The organism is Rubritalea marina DSM 17716 (genome assembly GCF_000378105.1).
GTDB classification, from domain to species: Bacteria; Verrucomicrobiota; Verrucomicrobiia; order Verrucomicrobiales; family Akkermansiaceae; genus Rubritalea; species Rubritalea marina.
On the sequence record NZ_KB899248.1, the window covers coordinates 1 to 19,398 of the forward strand.

At 51.9% G+C, this 19,398-nt stretch carries 15 protein-coding genes and 1 tRNA gene; 11 read left to right on the forward strand and 5 right to left on the reverse strand.

What is annotated here, in order from left to right; translation table 11 throughout:
• Nucleotides 1-263: 263 nt before the first annotated feature.
• Nucleotides 264-336: transfer RNA gene (locus F454_RS0101325), tRNA-Lys, on the reverse strand.
• A 330-nt stretch (nucleotides 337-666) separates the two neighbouring features.
• Here F454_RS0101325 and nusA point away from each other — a divergent pair.
• From nusA to F454_RS15425, 5 genes are all read left to right on the forward strand, one after another.
• Complete coding sequence (gene nusA / locus F454_RS0101330; protein WP_018968818.1) at nucleotides 667-1,938, forward strand: transcription termination factor NusA; 1,272 nt, start codon at nucleotides 667-669, stop codon at nucleotides 1,936-1,938.
• A gap of 90 nt (nucleotides 1,939-2,028) precedes the next feature.
• Nucleotides 2,029-4,143: a translation initiation factor IF-2 gene (infB, locus tag F454_RS0101335; protein WP_018968819.1), complete on the forward strand. Its 2,115-nt coding sequence runs from the start codon at nucleotides 2,029-2,031 to the stop codon at nucleotides 4,141-4,143.
• A gap of 87 nt (nucleotides 4,144-4,230) precedes the next feature.
• Nucleotides 4,231-4,587, forward strand: coding sequence for a 30S ribosome-binding factor RbfA (gene rbfA / locus F454_RS0101340; RefSeq protein WP_018968820.1), 357 nt, complete (start codon nucleotides 4,231-4,233; stop codon nucleotides 4,585-4,587).
• A 2-nt stretch (nucleotides 4,588-4,589) separates the two neighbouring features.
• Nucleotides 4,590-5,108 carry a DUF3592 domain-containing protein gene (locus F454_RS0101345; protein WP_018968821.1) on the forward strand — a complete coding sequence of 173 codons (519 nt, stop codon included), beginning with the start codon at nucleotides 4,590-4,592 and terminating at the stop codon, nucleotides 5,106-5,108.
• 405 nt (nucleotides 5,109-5,513) lie between these two features.
• A complete protein-coding gene (locus tag F454_RS15425) occupies nucleotides 5,514-8,993 on the forward strand; it encodes a DUF642 domain-containing protein (RefSeq protein ID WP_018968822.1) in 3,480 nt (1,159 codons plus the stop codon).
• Between the two features lie 75 nt (nucleotides 8,994-9,068).
• On the opposite strand, the gene F454_RS0101355 is transcribed toward F454_RS15425, so the two are convergent.
• Nucleotides 9,069-10,070 (reverse strand): beta-ketoacyl-ACP synthase III, encoded by a 1,002-nt coding sequence (locus tag F454_RS0101355; protein WP_026292632.1) that lies wholly within the window; start codon nucleotides 10,068-10,070, stop codon nucleotides 9,069-9,071.
• A 187-nt stretch (nucleotides 10,071-10,257) separates the two neighbouring features.
• Here F454_RS0101355 and F454_RS0101360 point away from each other — a divergent pair, with 187 nt between their 5' ends.
• On the forward strand, nucleotides 10,258-11,721 hold the full coding sequence (locus tag F454_RS0101360; RefSeq protein WP_018968824.1) for a sulfatase family protein: 1,464 nt from the start codon (nucleotides 10,258-10,260) through the stop codon (nucleotides 11,719-11,721).
• A gap of 70 nt (nucleotides 11,722-11,791) precedes the next feature.
• Nucleotides 11,792-12,979: a glycosyltransferase family 4 protein gene (locus tag F454_RS0101365; RefSeq protein WP_018968825.1), complete on the forward strand. Its 1,188-nt coding sequence runs from the start codon at nucleotides 11,792-11,794 to the stop codon at nucleotides 12,977-12,979.
• A 5-nt stretch (nucleotides 12,980-12,984) separates the two neighbouring features.
• Here the strand turns inward: F454_RS0101365 and F454_RS15430 are convergent, their stop codons facing one another.
• Nucleotides 12,985-13,617: a c-type cytochrome gene (locus tag F454_RS15430; protein WP_018968826.1), complete on the reverse strand. Its 633-nt coding sequence runs from the start codon at nucleotides 13,615-13,617 to the stop codon at nucleotides 12,985-12,987.
• A 333-nt stretch (nucleotides 13,618-13,950) separates the two neighbouring features.
• On the opposite strand from F454_RS15430, the gene F454_RS0101375 reads away from it, so the two are divergent.
• The 4 genes from F454_RS0101375 to F454_RS0101390 all read left to right on the forward strand — a co-directional run bounded on the left by F454_RS0101375 (nucleotide 13,951) and on the right by F454_RS0101390 (nucleotide 17,546).
• Nucleotides 13,951-15,084: a hypothetical protein gene (locus F454_RS0101375; protein WP_018968827.1), complete on the forward strand. Its 1,134-nt coding sequence runs from the start codon at nucleotides 13,951-13,953 to the stop codon at nucleotides 15,082-15,084.
• Between the two features lie 149 nt (nucleotides 15,085-15,233).
• Nucleotides 15,234-15,698, forward strand: coding sequence for an FMN-binding protein (locus F454_RS0101380; RefSeq protein WP_018968828.1), 465 nt, complete (start codon nucleotides 15,234-15,236; stop codon nucleotides 15,696-15,698).
• Entirely contained in the window at nucleotides 15,688-16,533 is an 846-nt protein-coding gene (locus tag F454_RS0101385) for a PepSY domain-containing protein (RefSeq protein ID WP_156817071.1), read from the forward strand. Before F454_RS0101380 ends, F454_RS0101385 begins: the two co-directional genes overlap by 11 nt.
• Entirely contained in the window at nucleotides 16,530-17,546 is a 1,017-nt protein-coding gene (locus F454_RS0101390; protein WP_018968830.1) for an FAD:protein FMN transferase, read from the forward strand. The genes F454_RS0101385 and F454_RS0101390 overlap by 4 nt, the downstream gene beginning before the upstream one ends.
• 8 nt (nucleotides 17,547-17,554) lie before the next feature.
• Here F454_RS0101390 and ruvC read toward each other — a convergent pair whose 3' ends face one another.
• Together ruvC and F454_RS0101400 are read right to left on the reverse strand one after the other, a co-directional pair.
• Nucleotides 17,555-18,058 carry a crossover junction endodeoxyribonuclease RuvC gene (gene ruvC / locus F454_RS0101395; RefSeq protein ID WP_018968831.1) on the reverse strand — a complete coding sequence of 168 codons (504 nt, stop codon included), beginning with the start codon at nucleotides 18,056-18,058 and terminating at the stop codon, nucleotides 17,555-17,557.
• A gap of 74 nt (nucleotides 18,059-18,132) precedes the next feature.
• Nucleotides 18,133-19,389 (reverse strand): DEAD/DEAH box helicase, encoded by a 1,257-nt coding sequence (locus tag F454_RS0101400; RefSeq protein WP_018968832.1) that lies wholly within the window; start codon nucleotides 19,387-19,389, stop codon nucleotides 18,133-18,135.
• Between the last annotated feature and the right edge of the window lie 9 nt (nucleotides 19,390-19,398).

Here is a 19,398-nt window from a genome sequence, read left to right on the forward strand (position 1 = left end):
ACACAGTGGTAGATGGCGGGCTTGGGTAACTTGCCAAGCCAAGGAGCGAGTGTTCTGGGGGAGGACATAGAAAGGATTGTAGCACGGGAGAGTGCATGGCATCAACGATCCTCTGTATTTAGTCTGTCTAATATAAGAAATAGTCTAATATAAGAAATAGATCTGGAGAGGGAGAAATAGATCTGGAGAGGGAGGACTTGGAGGGTATTGTGTTAAAACCAAGAAGGCCGTCCTGTTGAAAGGACGGCCTTCTTGGTTAAAAGTACGCAGACTGGGACTCGAACCCAGGACCAATTGGTTAAAAGCCAACTGCTCTACCAACTGAGCTATCTGCGCATGTGCTGGTGGGCGGAGACGAGATAGTGGGAATGGTGGGTGCTTGCAAGAAAAAATAATGTGAAGGCGATGGTTTTTTTCGGTGGCGGCTCTGAGGTGGTCCAGAGTGAGGTGTGTAATCCATTGTAGAATAGGGGAATTAACTTGTTTTTGGTGGTGCTTTTGCAGCTGAGATAAGTCTTGCACCTAGGGGATTATGTGCTAAAGAAGTGGCAACAACTTCAGCCGTCAGGGAGGAGTGGGTGATTTTTACCCACTCTTTTTCGTATCAAGATCAAAGCTTCAATGCGAATCCTGCGGTGTAATCCACGACAATTTACAACAGAGATTATGACAAACGACATTGTAGCTCTCATTGACTACTACGAGAAAGAGAAGGGAATCGATCGCGACAAGGTATTGGCTGCGTTGCAGTTTGCGTTCTTGTCGGCGTACAAGAAGATGGTTCCTGGAGCTGAGCACATCACTGAGCTGCGTGCTGCGATCGACACCAAGAAGGGTGATACGACGATTTACGCGACACTCAACGTGGTAGCAGATGGCGAGCAGACCGATAAGTGGAACCAGGTCGTTCTCAGTGTTGCTAAAAAACTCAATGCGGATGTCGAAGTGGATGGTCAGGTCGAGTTCAATGTCACTCCTAAGAACTTTGGGCGTATCGCGGTGCAAACTGCAAAGCAGACCATGATGCAGCGCTTGCGTCAGGCTGAGAAGGAAATGATTTATGACGAGTTCAAAGACCGTGCGGGCGATATCGTGAGTGGCACAGTGCGTCGTTTTGAGAAGAACGATGTGTGGGTCGATCTCGGAAAGTTTGAAGGCAAGATGTCATCCCGTGAGCGTGTTTCTACTGAGGAATACAATATTGGCGACCGTATCCGCGCCTACGTTGTGGCGGTTGAGAATGAGCAACGTGGACCTGAGATCATTCTATCCCGTAGCCACCCGAACTTTGTGCGTCGTTTGTTCGAAGCTGAGGTTAGCGAGATTGCGGACCGCACTGTGGAACTACGTGGCATTGCTCGCGAGGCAGGTTACCGTACCAAGGTAGCTGTTTCTAGTGTCGATGAGAATGTTGATCCAGTAGGCGCCTGTGTGGGACTCCGCGGTGCACGCGTGAAGAACATCGTACGCGAGCTCAACAACGAAAAAGTCGATATCATCCGATGGAACGACAATCCTGAAGAATTTATTCACGAGGCACTCAAGCCGGCAACCCTTCGCTCCGTGTCACTGGATGAAGAGAAGAAGGTGATCAATGTTACTGTGGACGAGGAGGAACTCTCCAAGGCGATTGGTCGCCGTGGGCAGAACGCTCGTCTTACCTCCCGCCTGATCGGCTGGGATGTGCAGGTTCGCAAAGACGAGAGCCAGCAGGAAGAGTTTGAAGCACGCATCAGCAATGCGTCACATGGAGTTGGTGACCAACTCGGTATCGACGATGAGTTGGCAGACAAGCTCTTCCGCGCGGGTGGAGCCACACTCGAGTTGGTATGCCAGATGCCAGCTGAATACATCGCTAGCGCGATCGAAGTGAGCGAAGAAGAAGCTCAAGAAATTCTCACGAAAGCTCAAGCAGCACAAGAAAACGCAAATTCCTAGTTCGCTAGGTATATTGCACACATCTGGCTCCTGTCCACGGAACATTCGGAGGGAGCCAATCATACCAACTAAACATCGAAAGACAGCTCAATGGCTGATCAGAAAGATAACAAAAACGAAAAGAAAGAAGTGCTCGACCTCTTGGACGACAGCAAGTCCAAGAAGCCGTCCAGACGTGAGCGTCAGAGGCAAGAAGCTTCAAAAGTGAAGACGCTTGATGACAAGAAAGCCGAAGCACTCGATATCTTTGATGATGGAGGCAAGAAGAAGACTTCTGTCGTTAAGAAAGGTAAGGGCAATGCCGCATTACCAAGTATTTCCAAACTCAACGAAACCGCTGAAGAAGCCCCAAGCAATGGTCCTGAAGAGGCTGCTCCTGCTCCGGTAGAAGAAGTTCCTGCAGCTCCAGTTGTGAGTGATGGTAAGGTGATTCACATCAAACCACCTATCATTGTGAGCGACCTTGCGGATCTCATGGATCTCAAGCCATTCCAGTTGATGGCAGACCTCATCAAACTCCAGGTGTTCGTAGCGCCAAATCAAGCGATTGATCCAGAAGTGGCTGAGAAGCTATGCCAACAACACGGGTTTGAATTTGAGCGCGAAAAGCGTGAAAAGGGAGCAGGTGTTCACAAGGTAGAAGAAGTCTTCTTAGAGCCAGAGCCAGAGGAAGATGTTCCTGAGGACAAGCTCGAGCTTCGTGCGCCAATCATCACATTCATGGGACACGTTGACCACGGCAAGACATCCTTGCTTGATGCGGTTCGTGATTCACGTGTGGCTGCTGGCGAAGCTGGCGGCATCACCCAGCACATTGGTGCCTATGGGGTGAAAGACAGTGAAGGTCGCCCGATCACCCTTCTCGATACTCCAGGTCACGCCATCTTCTCAAAGATGCGTGCTCGCGGTGCAGACATCACAGACATTGTGGTGCTGGTTGTGGCTGCGGACGATGGCATCATGCCTCAGACCAAGGAAGCAATCGATCACGCCAAGGCGGCTGAGAAGACAATCATCGTGGCGATCAACAAGTGCGACGTTCCGGGTGCTGACCCAACGCGTGTTCGCACGCAACTGATGGAGCACAGTCTCACGCCAGTGGACTTTGGTGGTGATGTGGAATGTGTCGACGTATCAGCCAAGACTGGTGACGGTATGGAAGACTTACTTGAGCTCCTTGCGCTGCAAGCTGAGGTGCTTGAACTCCGCGCCAACCCGAATGCCAATGCTCGTGCCTCTGTGATTGAAGCGCGCGTGCAGCCAGGCAAGGGGCCAACCGCTACTGTCATTGTCGAATCCGGCACTCTCAAAGTGGGGATGCCATTCATCTGTGGTCCATTCAATGGTAAGATTAAGTCTATGCTCGATGACCATGGCAATTCAATGAAGAAGGCTGGTCCAGCCACTCCTGTTGAGGTTCTCGGTTTTTCCGAACTCCCGAATGTGGGTGATGCGATGGTGGAGATGGACTCTGAGCGAGCTGCGAAGAAGCTCGCGGCTGAGCGCCAAGGTACGAAGCGTAGTGAACGTCTCGGTGGTGCCCAGAAGAGTCGCTTGGACGACTTCATGGCGATGGCGAAGGGTGATGCCCAGAAGGCTCGCCTGCAGTTGATTCTCAAGACCGATGTACAAGGTTCAGTAGGTGCTATTACTGGTGCGATCGAGGATATCGAGTCGCAAAAGGTAGAAGCTCGCTTCATCCATTCCGCTGCTGGTTCCATTACCGAATCTGATATTCTCTTGGCAAGCTCAGCCAACGCCATCGTGCTCGGCTTCAACACCAAGGTGGAAAGCCGTGCTGTACAAGCAGCAAAACGCGAAGGGGTGGAGATTAAACTCTACTCAGTGGTGTACGAATTGATCGACACTGTGAACGACGCGATGCTCGGACTTCTGGAACCTGAAACCCGTGAGACCATCATTGGTCACGCTGAGGTGAAGCAGGTGTTCAAGGTCAACAAGGGCAAAGCTGCTGGTTGTATCGTTAAGGATGGTAAAGTCACCCGTGTGGCGCACGCCCGTGTGCTGCGTGGTGGTACTCCGGTATTTGATGGCAAGATGTCCACGCTCCGCCGCTTCCACGATGAAGTGAAGGAAGTGAAGCAAGGTATCGAATGTGGTATCAAGCTCGGCGACTTCAACGACTACGAAGAAGGCGACGTTATCCAGTGCTACAACCTTGAGAAGGTAGAGCAGACGCTCTAACCTCAAACTCATGAATTATTTAGCTCGCAGAGCCACTCTGGTTCTGCGGGCTTTTTCTCACCAATAAATAAGCTAAGATCCACGATCATGTCACAACGACTCAGCAGAATCAACGAGCTCCTCAAACGTGAAATCAGTAGCGTGGCTCAGAAGGAATTTGAGTTCCGCAACATTTTGGTAACCATCAGTGATGTTGAAGTCACTGATGACCTCCGCGAAGCTAAGGTATTTGTCAGTGTGCTCGGTGGCGACTCTGAGCCGGTGCTTGAAAAATTGACCAAGAGCAAGTCGGTATTCCAGTCCGTGATTAACAAGCGTACTAACCTGCGTTGTACTCCGGTACTTAGCTTTAGGGTCGACAATTCGGCCTCACGTGGCGTGGATATCGTGAACCTCCTCGATGAGGTAGAGAAGCTTCCTAAAGCTCCTGAAGAAGAAGCCTAAGCATGGCCGCGACACCCCAATCCAAAGCATCAAGCACGGCGGGCATGATCTACTTGATCGGCATGGGGTGCTTTTTGTTTTTTCTTGGTGGGGGCTTTTGTTGGCTGATGTGGAAGAGTTACGCATCTGCCAAGGACACGCGAGCATGGCAGGAAGTGCCGTGTCTGGTGATTCAGTCGGAAATGCGCACCAGAGTCATTGGGACTAGCCCAGAGGAGTATCAATGGAAGGTCCTCTACAAATACCAGTTTGAAGGCCAAGATTTGATTAGTGAGCACTTTAAGCCACGCGGCCAACGCTGGAGAAAAGACCCTAAAGATGTTCAGTCAATGGTGGAGCAGTACCCTGTGGGCTTGCAGACCACCTGCTACGTGAATCCAGAGTTCAGTACCTCGGAGCCTGGAGTGCAAGCGGTGCTGAAGCACGACACCCTCGCAGCAGGGTACAGTATTTGGTTTCCCGCCTTATTTTCGGTGGGTGGGATCGGTATCATCGTAGGTGTCATCCGCAAGAAAAAGTAGAGCGCCGGTAGGGTGACTCTTGCCATAAGCGATGTGGTTCAGCGGTGCTTCAGGGACCTGTATGACCGATGTTTTTGCTGCTGGTTGAAATAATTTGTCAAACGGTTGATTGAACTGAAATATCCTCAATTTACTGGGTGTTTCAGCTGTTCGAGGCTCTCATGAACTCGATCAGTAAAGAGGTGTAGGAATTTAAGCTATGCAAAGATGATCAGCGTCTTTATACCGTCTGACACACTACAACCTTTGCTGATAGAAGCTTGTGCTCTTTCGGCAATCAACCCCGAGCATCATTGGATGCTCAACCCACACTCAAAGAAACACAACATTCCACTTCTCGGTGAAGTCGAGCATCACCTGTATGATTGCTGGTGGTGAGAAGTGTTTCTTCCACCCGAATACACGATGATTAAACAATTCACGCGTGCTGCTCTGCTGTGCTTTAGCTGCATAGGAGTAGCCTCAGGCGACACCGCTTCTGATCTAGCTGCAGTAGCAGCTTTAGGAGACCTCACAACGGCACCTGCGATCTATGGTATCGCTGATGAAAATGATGTTTCTGTCTTGATTGACGCTCAGGCTGCCACTTCCACAACCCTCAGCCCTGGAGACAACAAGGGGATTTATATGGATGGGCTCACATACGATGGCTCAAGCACACGCATCTACGCACGTGTGAAGATTCCAGCAGGAGCGAGTGCGGCCAATAAGGTGCCCGCAATCGTATATGTTCATGGTGGCGGAGGCACCGCATACAAGAATGCAGTGACTGCTTGGGAGGCTAAGGGATACGCCTCGATCAGTATTGCGACAGAAGGTCAGGTAGATACCAAAGACACCAATTTCACTCAAATCAATACCGGGTGGAACCAACATAATATGGCCGGTCCTATTCGTCCGGGTATCTATGGTGACAGTGCCAACGCGATCGAAGAGCAATGGATGTATCATGCCGTCAGTGGTGCTGTGCTGGCTAATTCTTTGATGCGTAGTTTGGATTTCGTCGACGCTTCCAAGGTTGGTATCGTGGGGACTTCTTGGGGTGGTGTGATCACCAGCACAACGATGGGAGTGGATAATCGTTTTGCGTTTGCTATTCCGATATACGGTTGTGGCCACTTGTACGATTCACTCAATTTTTATGGAACCAACTTAGGGGCGAATGACACCTATCGAAACGTCTGGGATCCTATCCTACGTTTGGCCAACTTCACTCAGCCGTCTCTGTGGCTTTCCTACCCACAAGAGACAAACTTCCAGCTCGATTGTCTCGTGTACAGCTTTCACGAAGTAGGGGGGACGGCTGTGATGTCATTGCCGGATAATCTTGGACATGGCGACACGATTGGCTGGATAACTGAGTCAGCCTTTGATTTTGCGGATTCGGTGGTAGCCACTGCGGCACCATGGGCCACTCAGGTGAGTAAGAATGTGCTTGGGAGTACAGCCACAGTGGTCTTTCAGTCGACGCGACCACTCACAGGGGCTACCTTGTTGAGCACTACAGATTGGGGTACCACGCCGAATTATAGTGATGCGACCGATGTGACGTGGACATCAACTGTGCTCACGGCTCCAAGCGACAACCTCGACGGGACCTACACTGTGACCGCCACGCTTCCAGCGGGCACGCGTGCGTGGTTTGTGAATGCGACTGATGGCTCCGGGACGCCTCCATTTGGGGATGCGGTGATCAGCTCAGACTACACCGAGGTGATTTCTGTGAACGCGGTGACTGCCGACCTGAGTATCGATCATGTCATCTCCAACACGCAGACCCAATCGGGTATCACCCTGAGCTACAGCTATCCGCACAATATTGATATGACTGCGGCAACGATCTCTGGGGAATCTCACGTCGGAGCCTTTTCGGTACTCACCAGTTTTCCATTGGTGCAGAACAACGACCCTGATGATGCAGGCACGAATGACACGATCAATGTCCAGTTCGATAATAGTACAGCGGGCTTGGCCGTGGGGCAGTCGGCCACAGCGACACTCAATATCCAATATGAAAATGTCGACCAATCGATTAGCACCACATCGCTTGCGATTACAGCCACGGTGGTAGAAAACCAAGAAGTCGTCTACGACAGTACCTCTGATTGGTCAGCTCAGACGGTGAATAGCTATGATGATGCAACGATTCGAAATAATGCCGTGGTGACCACAGATGCTTCTGGCATCTTGGGTCCTAACCTCGTGACTGATGGTAGTTTTGAAGCGTATGGGACCGCTAGTATTCAGGCTCTGGATGCTGGTGCGAGTGCACTTTCTCCATGGGTGATTGGCGGGGATGGCCTGACGCTTGTGGACACATTCAACACTGGGAACTATACAACCGAGGCGGCTGACGGCGATCAGTTCGTGGCTCTTCAAAGCTTCACCAACACCGGCACAGGAACCCTCACTCAAACAATTGCGACTACGGCAGGGAAGACCTACCGATTGAGCTTTTCCTATGGTGCTGTGGATTTCTCCGCGAGATCAACGACGCTCGAGTATTCGATTGGCTCGTTGAATCGCTCGGTCAATTTCACTTCTGATGCAAACGATATCGGCTGGACGAGTGAGACTTTTGACTTTGTCGCAGAGGCTGGCACGAGTACGACGCTCACCTTCACGGGGGATTACTTCAACGGTTTTTGGGGGGGCGTTTTAGACAATGTGGTGGTGCAAGAAGTTCAAGACATTGCTGCCTTTGTTCTGACGGTAGGTGATGAAGCCAGCCCTAGCACGGCGACCTTGAATGTGACCAACAATGTGGAGGTCACGAGCTCCTTGCTGCTTGGCGCTGGAACTGGCTCAGGGGTGGTGAACCATTCTTCTGGGGTGCTGACCACTCCAAGCCTGCTGATCAATTCGAGTAACACAGGGGAGCCCTCCACCTACAACCTTACTGGCGGTACTTTAAGCCTCACAGAGGCGGCGAGCTTTCAGATTGGTCTAAATAGCTCCCTTGTCGTGCAAGGTGGCACGGCCAGTAAAGTGTACAATTCGAGCTCAACGACGATGGATATTGGGGCTTTGGGCTCAGGAAGTCGCGTGGAGGTGCTCTCGGGTGCCTTCCAAATTATGAATGGAGTGGTGGGTACCAATGTCGCCACCATCCATGCTGATCTCCATCTTTCAGGCGGCGATATCGACGTCACCGGCTATATCTGGCAATATGGTGATATTACCATCAATGGAGATGACGCGGATGTCGATCTTGGTGGGATGATTGCCCTAGGCGGGCCTAGCCTCAGCTTCGTTTTTGATAGCTCGGGCATTAGCAGCCTGGACTTTGCTAACTGGGTGGATGCTAGCCTCTTCAGTACAATTACTGTGGACGGTTCTGACTACACAGGTGGTGCTCAGAGCTTTAACCTCATCAATGCTACTGGTGGTGTTCTAGGCGACCCTGTGAGTGTGACACCTAGCGGTTTTTCAGAACATGGCTATACAGCGACAGTGTCGCAGACGAGTACCGTACTGAGTGTGGCGATTGTGCGTAATTCCTTCGGCGTTTGGGCGGAATCGGAAGGCCTCAGTGGTGCTGAGATTGATATCACGGCAGACCCTGACAATGATGGTCAGAGCAATCTCTATGAGTACGCGTTCAATGGTGATCCGAACGTAGCAGACCCGGGAGTGTTTCCGATGGCTTTTGACGCTGGAAAGGTAACTCTCACGCGTCGTGAAGGATCGGCTGCTGGCCTCATTTATACCGTGCAAGAATCTAGCACCTTGTTATCTAACGATTGGGCTGACATCAATTCTGGGATCACCACTACTGTATTGAGTACTGATGGTGACTTCGAAACCGTTGAGATCACTCCAGACCTAGGTAACTGGGGGGCAAGCGAAAAATTCCTTCGCATTAAGGTTGATTTTAACCCGTAGGGGAATGCGGCACTGGCATGCGGCCCCCACCGGCTCGATGCTCTAGATAGCATCGAGCTTTTTTCTTGTCTGTGATTACCATTCGATGGCGCTAGCAGCCCAGGTGAGGCCGGCTCCAAAGACTACGAGGATGATGGTGTCACCACGTTCAAAGCGACCGGAGCGATGAGCTTCATCCAGTGCGATTGCCACAGCTGCAGCGGAGGTGTTTCCATATTTATCGAGGTTCACAAAGACTTTCTCGTTGGGCACGGTGAGTCGGTCGGCGATGGCGTCGATGATGCGGAGGTTTGCTTGGTGTGGGATGACAAGTTTGATGTCGTCGGCAGTGAGGCCTGCACGTTCAATGACCTTTTCAGAGGCATTTTTCATCGCATTGACTGCGAGCTTGAATACCTCGCGGCCTGACATTTGAAGAGAAGCGAGTTTTTGATCCACATTCTCAGAGCTTGTGGGGCAAGCTGAGCCACCGCCAGGAATGTTGAGGATGCCAGTTTGGGCTCCGTCGGTTCCCATTTCGGTGGCGAGGATGCGGCCTTCACCTTCCTCGGAGCGACGAAGTACGGCAGCGCCTGCGCCGTCACCGAAGAGCACGCAGGTGTTGCGGTCTTCCCAATTGACGAAGGCTGAAAGCTTTTCAGCACCAATAATGAGTGCGTTTTTGTAGGCACCATCGGAGATCATGCGCTTGGCCATTTTCATGGCATATAGAAAACCAGAGCATGCTGCAGAGATGTCGAAGGCGATGGCCTGAGTGGCTCCGAGCTTATGTTGCACGTAGCATGCGGTGGCCGGGGTGATGGTGTCCGGCGAAATAGTGGCAACGATGATGAGTTCGATGTCTGCGGCAGCGATGCCAGCCTGGCTGAGTGCATTTTCTGCGGCCTTAGTCGCGAGGTCTGAGGTGTTTTCACCCTCGGCGGCTATACGGCGAGCCTTGATTCCAGTGCGGGAGGTGATCCATTCGTCGGTGGTATCAACGATCTTTTCGAGATCCGCGTTGGTCATCACGCGTTCTGGAAGGTAGCTGCCGGTGCCGGCAATCATGACGGGATATTCAGATGCTATAACGCTCATCGCTGAACTAAATAGACGTGATTCGGTGGTGGGTCAACTATTAGTATTGGCAGAGATGTATCTGTTGTTGGGCTCCATTGAGGCGAGGTGGCGATTGTGCTAGGTTGCTGAGTCAATGGTGCTTTGGCCATGTGGTGTTCATTGAAATGATTGAAAGAATCCTTAATATGTAGGAGTAGCAATGTGGATGTATTCACGGAAAATTCTATGGTTCACTGGGCTTATTGCATTGGCTCTCTCGTTCATGGCGCGCGCTGATGAGCGCCCAAATATCCTGATTCTTTTTGCTGATGACCACGCCTATGATGCGCTGCATGCACACGGTAATTCCGTGGTCAAGACACCACATTTAGATAAGCTTGTTGAACGTGGGGTGAGCTTCAGTCATGCCTACAATTCAGGAGCTTGGAATGGTGCGGTTTGCATGGCTAGCCGGCGGATGCTGATGACGGGGAAGCAAGTTTGGGGAGCAAGTAAGTTCAATGTGGCTACAGCGGTGAACAATCGCGAGATGCTACCGCAGAGAATTGCCGACGCTGGCTATGACACATACTATGCAGGGAAGTGGCATGTCGGTCCGCAGGTTTTTTGTGAAAAGACCTGGGGCAATACCCGGAACATCCGCCCTGGCATGCCAAACCAAACCAAAGCGCGCTATGAGCGAGACTTTACCCCTGGGCGTGACACTTGGGATCCTGCTGACCCAGATTTTCAGGGGTTTTGGAAAGGTGGCAAGCATTGGTCCGAGGTGCTAGCCGACGATGCAGAGCTATTCTTTGAACAGGTTAAAAAATCAGAGAAACCATTCTGTATGATGCTGGCGTTCAACGCGCCGCACGACCCGCGTCAAGCGCCACAAGCATTCCAAGACCTTTATCCCTATGACACCATCCCGGTGCCAGACAATTTTCTCAGTGAGTATCCATACGATTTGAAGGAAAAGAAGATCCGCGATGAAATGCTAGCTCCCTTCCCGAGAACCAAGCATAGCGTTCAAGTGAACCAGAGTGAGTATTATGCTTTAGTCTCCCACATGGATGCTCAGATTGGCAAGATCCTCGCCCACCTCGAAGCCAGTGGTAAGGCTGAGAATACCTACATTATTTTCACAGCTGACCATGGGCTCGGTTGTGGCCAACATGGGCTCTTGGGGAAGCAAAATATGTATGACCATTCGGTTCGAGTTCCTTTCATTGTGGTAGGGCCCAAATTGCCAGCTGGCAAGACAGTGCGCAGTCCGATTTACCTGCAATCAGCGATGGCAACCGCGCTCGAACTCTCGGGGGCGAAGAAGCCTGAGGGACTCGAGTTTGAGAGCTTCTTGCCATTGATCCATGCTGACACGCGCATGCGCGACATCTACTCGAGCTATTGTGATTCACAGCGCATGGTGACAGATGGCAGGTGGAAATACATCAGCTATCCATTGCTCTCTCAAGATCTTCTCATTGATCTGCGTGCCGACCCGTCTGAAAAGAAAAATCTCTCCAAGAACCCAGAGTACCAATCGGTGCTCGAGACCATGCAGGCGAAGCTCAAGCAACAAATGCTGGCGATGCAGGATCCAATGGATCTGGACAATCCCGCTGAGTCATACGCGAAATTTGGGCCACAGCGCGCAAAGAAGAAAAAGAAGTCGTCAGGCCACTGAGGGAGTTGCGCCCAGTCGCTTTTATGGTTTACGCCCCCCAGCGACTCTCCATACTGGTGGGACCTCATTTATGGGAGAGATCTCGAACCAGAACCTCGGGGAGGTGTGGCACATCAGCTGGGAGTTCCCACCGCATCATCGCGGTGGGCTTGGGATTGCTTGCCTAGGGCTCACAGAGGCTCTGATCGAGGCTGGGGTGTCATGTCGTGTGTTCTACCCAGGCGCAATGGGGGAGGTAGGTTTCGGTGGAGAGCCGATCGATGCCTACTGTGGACCCTCACTGAATACGAATGACCCTGAGCGATGGCTCGAGGAGATGTTAGCGGGTGAGTGGTTGAACGGGAATGCTGGGGAGGAACAGGTGTTGCGTTTTAGCCGGTGGGTGCTTGCGCAACTGAAGTATGGGAGGCCAAGTCTAGTGCATGCGCATGATTGGCACGCGGCACTTGCAGGTGTTGCACTTCAGCGCCTGCTTGGTATTCCCTTGGTCCTGCACATGCATTCTAGTCATGTCGAGCGAATGGGGTTGCAGGTGAACGACGCCTTGTATCGTTTTGAGAATTGGGCCATGCAGCAGGCAAACCAGGTGGTCGCTGTGAGTGGTCTCTCAGCAGGAGTACTCAGCGAGAGCTATGGTTTGCAGGAACGTGGGCTGACTGTCATTGCCAATGGGATCCATCAAAAGCGAGTAAGCCCGTCCGATGATGAAGGGGCTGAGGAGAAGCGCATTGATATCTTATGGGTGGGGCGCTTGTGCTTACAGAAGAACCCAGTCTTCATGCTCGAACTATTCAGGCTTCTCTGGAAGAAGCAACCCCGCTTGCGTCTGCGCATGGTCGGTGAGGGGACGCAAAAGAAACTCTTGCAGCAATTGATTGACTTTCGTGGCCTACGCGATGCTGTTCAGTTGTTGCCGACGATCGGGCATGAGTGGATGCCTGAGCTATATGCAGATGCAAGCTTACTGTGCATGACTTCGTCGTCCGAGCCCTTTGGTTTGGTGGCGCTGGAGGCAGCTGCCGAGGGGGTCGTTCCAATACTCACAGAGGCCTGCGGCGTGCGCGAAGTCCTCCCCAGTGCGCCGGTACTCAAGGCGGGTGAGATGCATGCTTGGGAAAAGCAAATACTTGGCCTGCTCGATACGCAATCGAGACGCCAAGCGCTCCAGCAGGCAGTACAAAAAGAAGCGGCATCTGCCACGTGGACAGATGCCGCTGAAAAGTGTGTGTCGCTCTATCGAGAGCTACTCAACCGATAGGTGCCTTATGCACGACGGCCGATACCTGTGATTACAGGAATGATGCAGAGTGCGCCCCATGCGGCTAAGCCACCCCAAACCTTGTAGTTAGGGCCAGCAAGCTTCTCGGACTTGATCACTTCACCTGACTTTGGCTCTGCAGGAACAGCTGCAGCTGCTGGAGCTGGGGTTTCAGTGCTGGAGCTCGCTGGAGCTGCCTCTTCTTTCTTCTCCTCAACCTTGGTCGGGTCGACGAGTTCTTCTGCCTTAAGCATTGGCTTGCCCACTTCTGAGCGGAGCGCTTTCACCATATCCGGTGTGACAGCTGAAGCATCGTTGCCGAAGTTGCTACGGATGTAGGTGAGAACAGCGGCAATGTCTTCATCACTCATGGATGCATTAGGTGGCATCACAGAGTTGTAGGTAGTGCCCTTCACAGTGATGGGTCCCATGAGACCGCGGAGCTGGATGCGAATGAGGTTTTCGACTGGGCCATTGACCCACTCAGACTCAGCAAGTGGAGGGAAAGCTCCCGGGATGCCTTGACCAGTAGCTTGGTGGCAGGCTGCACAGGTAGCGTAGACTTTTGCTCCGTCAGCTGCTTGAGCGGCATTGAGGCTGAGAAGCGCGGTGGCTGCAATAAGGGCGATGTTTTTCATAAGACTGTTACAGGGTAGAAAGCTGACAGCCTTGGTTCAAGAAAAATCAGTTCATTGTGCCAGCCAATCTATCGAAACCTAGCAGGGACTCTATTGAATCAGGGAATGAGATTTTTTTATAAGTTGTAAGTGGCTCAACATTAATTATTCATGAAGGGTGAATGCGCTGCCGTGAGAGGTTCATGTGTAGAAAGTTCTTGCTATTGAGACTCTGTATCATTAGTTTGCGTGCAGCAGCAGGTTCTCATCCTGCAGTTCGCTAGTGGAAATGTGTGGATCTGGTAGTGAGCGGTGGTGATGAGAGAATGCTCGAAACACGGATAATTACATACTATGAGCAAATCACTTCTTACCGCAGCTGTTGTAGCAGCAAGCGCGACAAGCATGGCAGTAGCAGGGTCAGATGCAGAGGCATTGGACGCAGCACTCGTGAGTACTGAAAAAACATTTTGGGATCGTTTTTCTTTCGGAACCTACGGTGAAATTCACTCCACCTTTTATAAAGATGGCGGCACTGACATTGACCCTCACCGCATCGTTCTCTTTGCAGACTTCGAAATCACCGACAAATTGAAGTTGGTGACTGAGACTGAGCTTGAGCACGCATACCGTAAGAAGCCGGGTCAAAATTTCACAAGCAGTGGCGTAGAGCTGAAGCTTGAGCAGGCGTACCTCGAGTACACATTCGACAATGGTATCGTGGGTAAAGGTGGTTTGATTCTTGCGCCAGTAGGCCGCATCAACGAGGTGCACGAGCCCACCACATTCTACGGTGTGGAGCGTCCTAATGTTGAGAAGAACATCATCCCGACTACTTGGACTTTACTCGGTGCTGGTGTGACTAAGAATGTTGGCGAGGACTGGCAGTTAGATGGTCTCTTCCACGGTGGCAACGACACCAAGGGTGGTTCTATCCGAGGTGGTCGCTCAAAGTATGGTATCGACCTTTTCACTGTGAACTCAGAAGGTAACCGTTTCAACCAGAACACCGAGAGCTGGGCTCTCACTGGTCGTGCAAAGTACAATGGCTTTGAGAAGGTAAACCTTGCAGCATCTGTGCAGTACCAATCTGACATGGACAGCACAGTGGATGGCTCACAAGACGGTGTTCTTACTGAGGCACACGGTATCTTCAGCCACGGTGGTTTCCAGTTCATCGCACTCGGTTCCGCATGGAATATCGATGTAGAGGGTGAAGGCGACAACCAGTGGGGTTACTACCTAGAGCCATCATACGCATGGGACACACCCATTGGCAAAGTCGGTGTCTTCGCTCGTTACTCACAATACCAGTACGCAAATCTCAAGGCAGGATCCACTGCTAAGAAGAACACTGAGTACAACGCAGGTGGTAACTACTGGATCAACGAAAACCTCGTTCTTAAAGCAGATTATCAGACAGTGAGCACCAAGGGTAAAGAAGGTGGCACTGAAACATACAACTTCGGCTTCGGTTGGTATTACTAATCAGCTGATCAACTTACTAGCCAGGTCATGAGGCTTGGCTAGTTATTCCAATGATTATGGGGATCATTACAAGTTTGTTATTCAAAAACTCCGTTCGGTCATTTTTTGGCCGAGCGGTATTTTCGTTTCTAGTATTGGGCTGTTTTAGCATGACAGCGGAGGCAGCGGCCAAGGTGTATGAGAAGCCATCGAGCTTCATGAAGCGCCAATTTGGTGCTGTGCCAAAGACGCAGGTATTGGTCTTATCGAAGGAACAGCACAAGCAGCTAAAATCGATCTTAAAGCATCGCTTCAAAGAAAAGCAGGTACGCTACTGGAAGGGGGCTGGCAAGACCGCCTGGATTCTCAATGAGACCGGTAAAAGTGAGTTCATCACCACTGGAGTGGTGGTCAAAGGCGGAAAAATCCATGAAATCAAGGTGCTTGTGTACCGAGAGAGCCACGGCTGGGAAGTTAGTAAATCATTCTTCACCCAACAATTTAAAGGTGCCCAACTCGATGGTCGTAAGCTGGATAGGCGGATCGACGGGATCGTTGGTGCGACCTTGTCGGTCAATGCGATGAAAAAAGTTGGTGCTGCAGCCTTGTATTTGAGCTCACAAGTTGAGAAGTAAAGAAATGTCGTCACAAGGGAAGCAACCAGACCAAGTAGAATTCGCCGTTGGCTGTTCTCCTGTTTGTGACGTGGTTCGGAAGCCGAAAAGGAGGAAGCGTAAAAGTAGGCCAGCGCATCGTTTGCTAGGTGCTTTCACGGCATTGCCGCTAGTCTGGGTCTTGATCACTGGCTTTTTCTTGAACCATGCTGAAGACTTCAAATTAGACACGACGAAGGTGAGCCACCCATGGGTTCTTGCTGCCTACGGGATGCTGCCGGAGGGGCAGGCCTATCGTGCTGAGCATCAGGGGGTGGTAGTCACGGAGTGGGATGGTGTGGTGTTCTATCATACGAGAGTATTAGAAAACACTACAGGTCTGCGTGCAGTGGCGGGAGATACTACCGGGCTCGCGTTGTTACTCGATGATACGATTATCAGGCTCGATTCAGCGGGAGAGGAAATCGAGCGATTGGACGAGCTTAGTTTTCCCGCAATGCCAGTTGATGGGCTTGCGAGCTACGAAGGAAAGGTAGCGCTCCTGGCGGCTGGAGATTGGTACTTGCCTGATGCGGATTGGGTAGAATATGACAAGGTGGATGTGGTGCTCGAACCCGCTGGGCTTGAACTCGTCAATGATACTGCGAGTTTGGAGTTTTTGCAGCGTGAGTGGAGCGGTGGAGGTGTTAGCATGTCACGTTTGATGCTTGATCTACATGCAGGCAATTTTCTAGGTGCGTTCGCCAAGTATTTTTATGATTTAGTGATTGTGTGCACCTTGGTGTTGATTGGAACTGGCTTGGTGCTGCAATGGCGCAGCAGTGGCCGCGGCCGCGCTAGCAACGCCAAGCTATGAAGGGCTCACAATGGCTCGGCATTAGTAAGTGCGTGCTTCTCACATGTGCCATCATGCTGGGCAGTTCCTGCCGTGAGAAGCATGTTGATTCTGAACAGGCATTGACGGCGGATGTGGCAGCCTCCAGATGGAGTGGCATTGTCTTTGGGATACCGATGCAAGCGCAATTCTATGGTCTCGATGCAAGCGAGGCTGAACAATTGCATGCTGCAATCGAGCGTACCGCGCGGGAGTATGAAACGAGCTTTTCTCTGTACAGTGATCGCTCTGAGCTGAGCCAGCTGAATGCATCTAGAGTGCTCAGTCAGCCCAGTGCCTTGATGCTGCGTCTGAGCGCGCGCGCGCAACACCTCCATGCGATGAGCGGCGGGTACTTTGATCCGGCGATTCAAGCGCTCTGGGACGCGCTAGACGTGGCTGATACTGAGCAGGTCATCCAGCGATGGCATGTGCCAGCAGCGTACTCTCATGTGCTGATCCAAGAGTCGGCGATTGAACTGGTAGAACCGCGGGTAAAGCTGAGTTTTAATGCTCTGGTGCAGGGGGACTTTGCCGATGCCGTGGCTGCCATTGCGCGCGGCATGGGCGTTGAATCAGCGTTGCTAGAATTGGGTGAAACGGTCGCTATCGGCCAACACCCAGAAGGACGAGCATGGGCATTGGCCGTGCGGTCTGCTGAGGGTGGAGAGCTTTTAGGTGTGGTTGAGCTGAGCGATCGAGGATTGGCTATTTCATCGCAGAGTATTGAGTCTCCGGGCTTTGATCCCTTGGCTGGAACTACCGTGACACGCGAGCTCACGGTGGCTGTCGAATCTCAGGCCGGCGCTGCTGTTGCGGATGCCTTTGCTACAGCATTTCTAGCGGCTCCAGAGGAGCAATGGGAGTCACTCTACATAGCGTTGAAGAGCTATGGAATGGCTCGGGTGCATGTGTGGGGTGAGGATGGTATGCTTGCGAGCTATGTGGAAGAGGAGCTCTTTGACCGCAAACAGTTGCCCCCGTGTTGTCAGTAAACGAGGGTCTAGATGTTTTTCATCTGAAGAATACTCGCCTTGAGTGGGTCTTGTGCTGCTAGGTGGGCTAGTGCAATGGCGAGCGCATCGGCGGCATCGTGAGCGGGGGTTTCATTGAGGCCAAGTAAGGCACGGACCATGAATGCTACTTGGTCTTTGCCGGCGTTTCCATTGCCGACGACAGCTTGTTTGATTTTTTTAGGCGCGTATTCGTAGATCTCGAGCCCAGCATCGGCGGCTGCGATGAGGGTGGCGGCGCGTGCCGCTCCCATGCTGATGGCAGTACGCATGCTTTGGACATAGATGATGCCTTCCACGGCGACCACCTCTGGCTCGTATTGTTGAATGAGGTTCTTGAGCCCGGTGCGCACCGCAGCGAGAGCCTTCGATTGAGGTAACTTTTGAGGGATTCGGATCACGCCGTAGTCGATCGCAAATTGTTTGTGTTGGTCGCCCTCGATGATGGCGTAGCCGGTGTTGCGGATGGCGGGGTCTACAGCGAGAACTTTCATAAAAAAATGCTAGAAAAGCATGTGGCTAATCTAGCAATGAGGTTTGGGTGATTGGAAGTTTGAAATTCGATCTATTAGCGGCGGCGGCGCTTTGGTGCTGGTGGACGCTTCTTGCGCACCGGCTTTGCTGGTTTGTCGTCGAGCAGAGCGGTGTACTTATAGTTGAAGCCTTCTAACTTTTTACGTTCGATTTTCTTGCCGATGAAGTTTTCCACAGAGTTTGCGTAGTCGAGCTCGTCGGCAGTGAGGATGGTGAAGGCGTCGCCCTCGGATTCGGCACGGCCAGTGCGGCCGATACGGTGGACGTAGTCTTCCGCGTTCTCAGGAACTCGGTAGTTAATGACGTGTGAGACAGAAGAAATATCGATGCCTCGTGCAGCCACGTCAGTGGCAACTAGGATATCGTAGGTGCCATCTTTGAAGCCAGCGAGGGCTTTCATGCGGTCTTTCTGACCAATGTCTGAATGCATTGCCGTGACGTTGGCATCTAGTTTTTCGTTGAGAAGCGTGCAAACAGTATCAGCTTCTTTACGTGTGCGGGTGAAGACCATCACGGATTGAGTTTCTGATTGCTTCAGCAACTCGACAATGAGGTCGTCACGTTGGTCCATGGAAACCGGGTAGAAGGCGTGCTTGATGGTGGAAGCCACTTCTCGACGCGCGATTTCGATCTCAGCTGGGTTGTCTAAGCAAAAATTAGCAAACCCTTGGATCGCCGGTGGCATGGTAGCCGAGAAGAATAAGGTCTGGCGGTCAGGCAGTTCCTTTAACTTGTATTTTTCCTCGCGTTCTTCACGTGGCTTGTTGTCCGAGGCCTTCCACGGGCAGAGGTTCACGATCTTGCGAACGATGGGAAGGAAGCCCATGTCGAGCATGCGATCGACTTCGTCCAAAATCAAAATTTTGACTGAGCCGAAGCGCATGGTGCCGCGGAAGAAATGATCGACGAGTCGGCCGGGAGTGGCGACGACGATGTCTGCATTTTTGAGTTTGTCGGTTTGTTCTCCGTAGCCGACACCACCATAGAGGAGAGCGACTTTGCAGCCGGTGTGTTTGCCGTATGCTTCAAATTGCTCGGCCACCTGGTGTGCGAGCTCGCGAGTCGGCTCAAGCACAAGGATCTGTGGTGTGCCAAGTGCAGAGATCTTTGAAAGTGACGGGAGTGCGAAAGCGGCGGTCTTTCCGGTTCCTGTTTGTGAGGCACCTACGACATCGCGACCTTCCAGTACGAGTGGGATGGCCTGCGCTTGAATTGGGGTAGGGTTTTCATAACCCGCCTCAGTCACAGCTTGTACGATTGGCTCTGCGAGTCCTAGATCTTTGAAAGACATATGAGGGAA

Excerpts from the sequence above, each read along its gene's own strand:
- nusA (WP_018968818.1), top strand. The coding sequence starts at position 667 with ATGACAAACGACATTGTAGCTCTCATTGACTACTACGAGAAAGAGAAG.
- infB (WP_018968819.1), top strand. The coding sequence starts at position 2,029 with ATGGCTGATCAGAAAGATAACAAAAACGAAAAGAAAGAAGTGCTCGAC.
- rbfA (WP_018968820.1), top strand. The coding sequence starts at position 4,231 with ATGTCACAACGACTCAGCAGAATCAACGAGCTCCTCAAACGTGAAATC.
- F454_RS0101345 (WP_018968821.1), top strand. The coding sequence starts at position 4,590 with ATGGCCGCGACACCCCAATCCAAAGCATCAAGCACGGCGGGCATGATC.
- F454_RS15425 (WP_018968822.1), top strand. The coding sequence starts at position 5,514 with ATGATTAAACAATTCACGCGTGCTGCTCTGCTGTGCTTTAGCTGCATA.
- F454_RS0101355 (WP_026292632.1), bottom strand. The coding sequence starts at position 10,070 with ATGAGCGTTATAGCATCTGAATATCCCGTCATGATTGCCGGCACCGGC.
- F454_RS0101360 (WP_018968824.1), top strand. The coding sequence starts at position 10,258 with ATGTATTCACGGAAAATTCTATGGTTCACTGGGCTTATTGCATTGGCT.
- F454_RS0101365 (WP_018968825.1), top strand. The coding sequence starts at position 11,792 with ATGGGAGAGATCTCGAACCAGAACCTCGGGGAGGTGTGGCACATCAGC.
- F454_RS15430 (WP_018968826.1), bottom strand. The coding sequence starts at position 13,617 with ATGAAAAACATCGCCCTTATTGCAGCCACCGCGCTTCTCAGCCTCAAT.
- F454_RS0101375 (WP_018968827.1), top strand. The coding sequence starts at position 13,951 with ATGAGCAAATCACTTCTTACCGCAGCTGTTGTAGCAGCAAGCGCGACA.
- F454_RS0101380 (WP_018968828.1), top strand. The coding sequence starts at position 15,234 with ATGACAGCGGAGGCAGCGGCCAAGGTGTATGAGAAGCCATCGAGCTTC.
- F454_RS0101390 (WP_018968830.1), top strand. The coding sequence starts at position 16,530 with ATGAAGGGCTCACAATGGCTCGGCATTAGTAAGTGCGTGCTTCTCACA.
- ruvC (WP_018968831.1), bottom strand. The coding sequence starts at position 18,058 with ATGAAAGTTCTCGCTGTAGACCCCGCCATCCGCAACACCGGCTACGCC.
- F454_RS0101400 (WP_018968832.1), bottom strand. The coding sequence starts at position 19,389 with ATGTCTTTCAAAGATCTAGGACTCGCAGAGCCAATCGTACAAGCTGTG.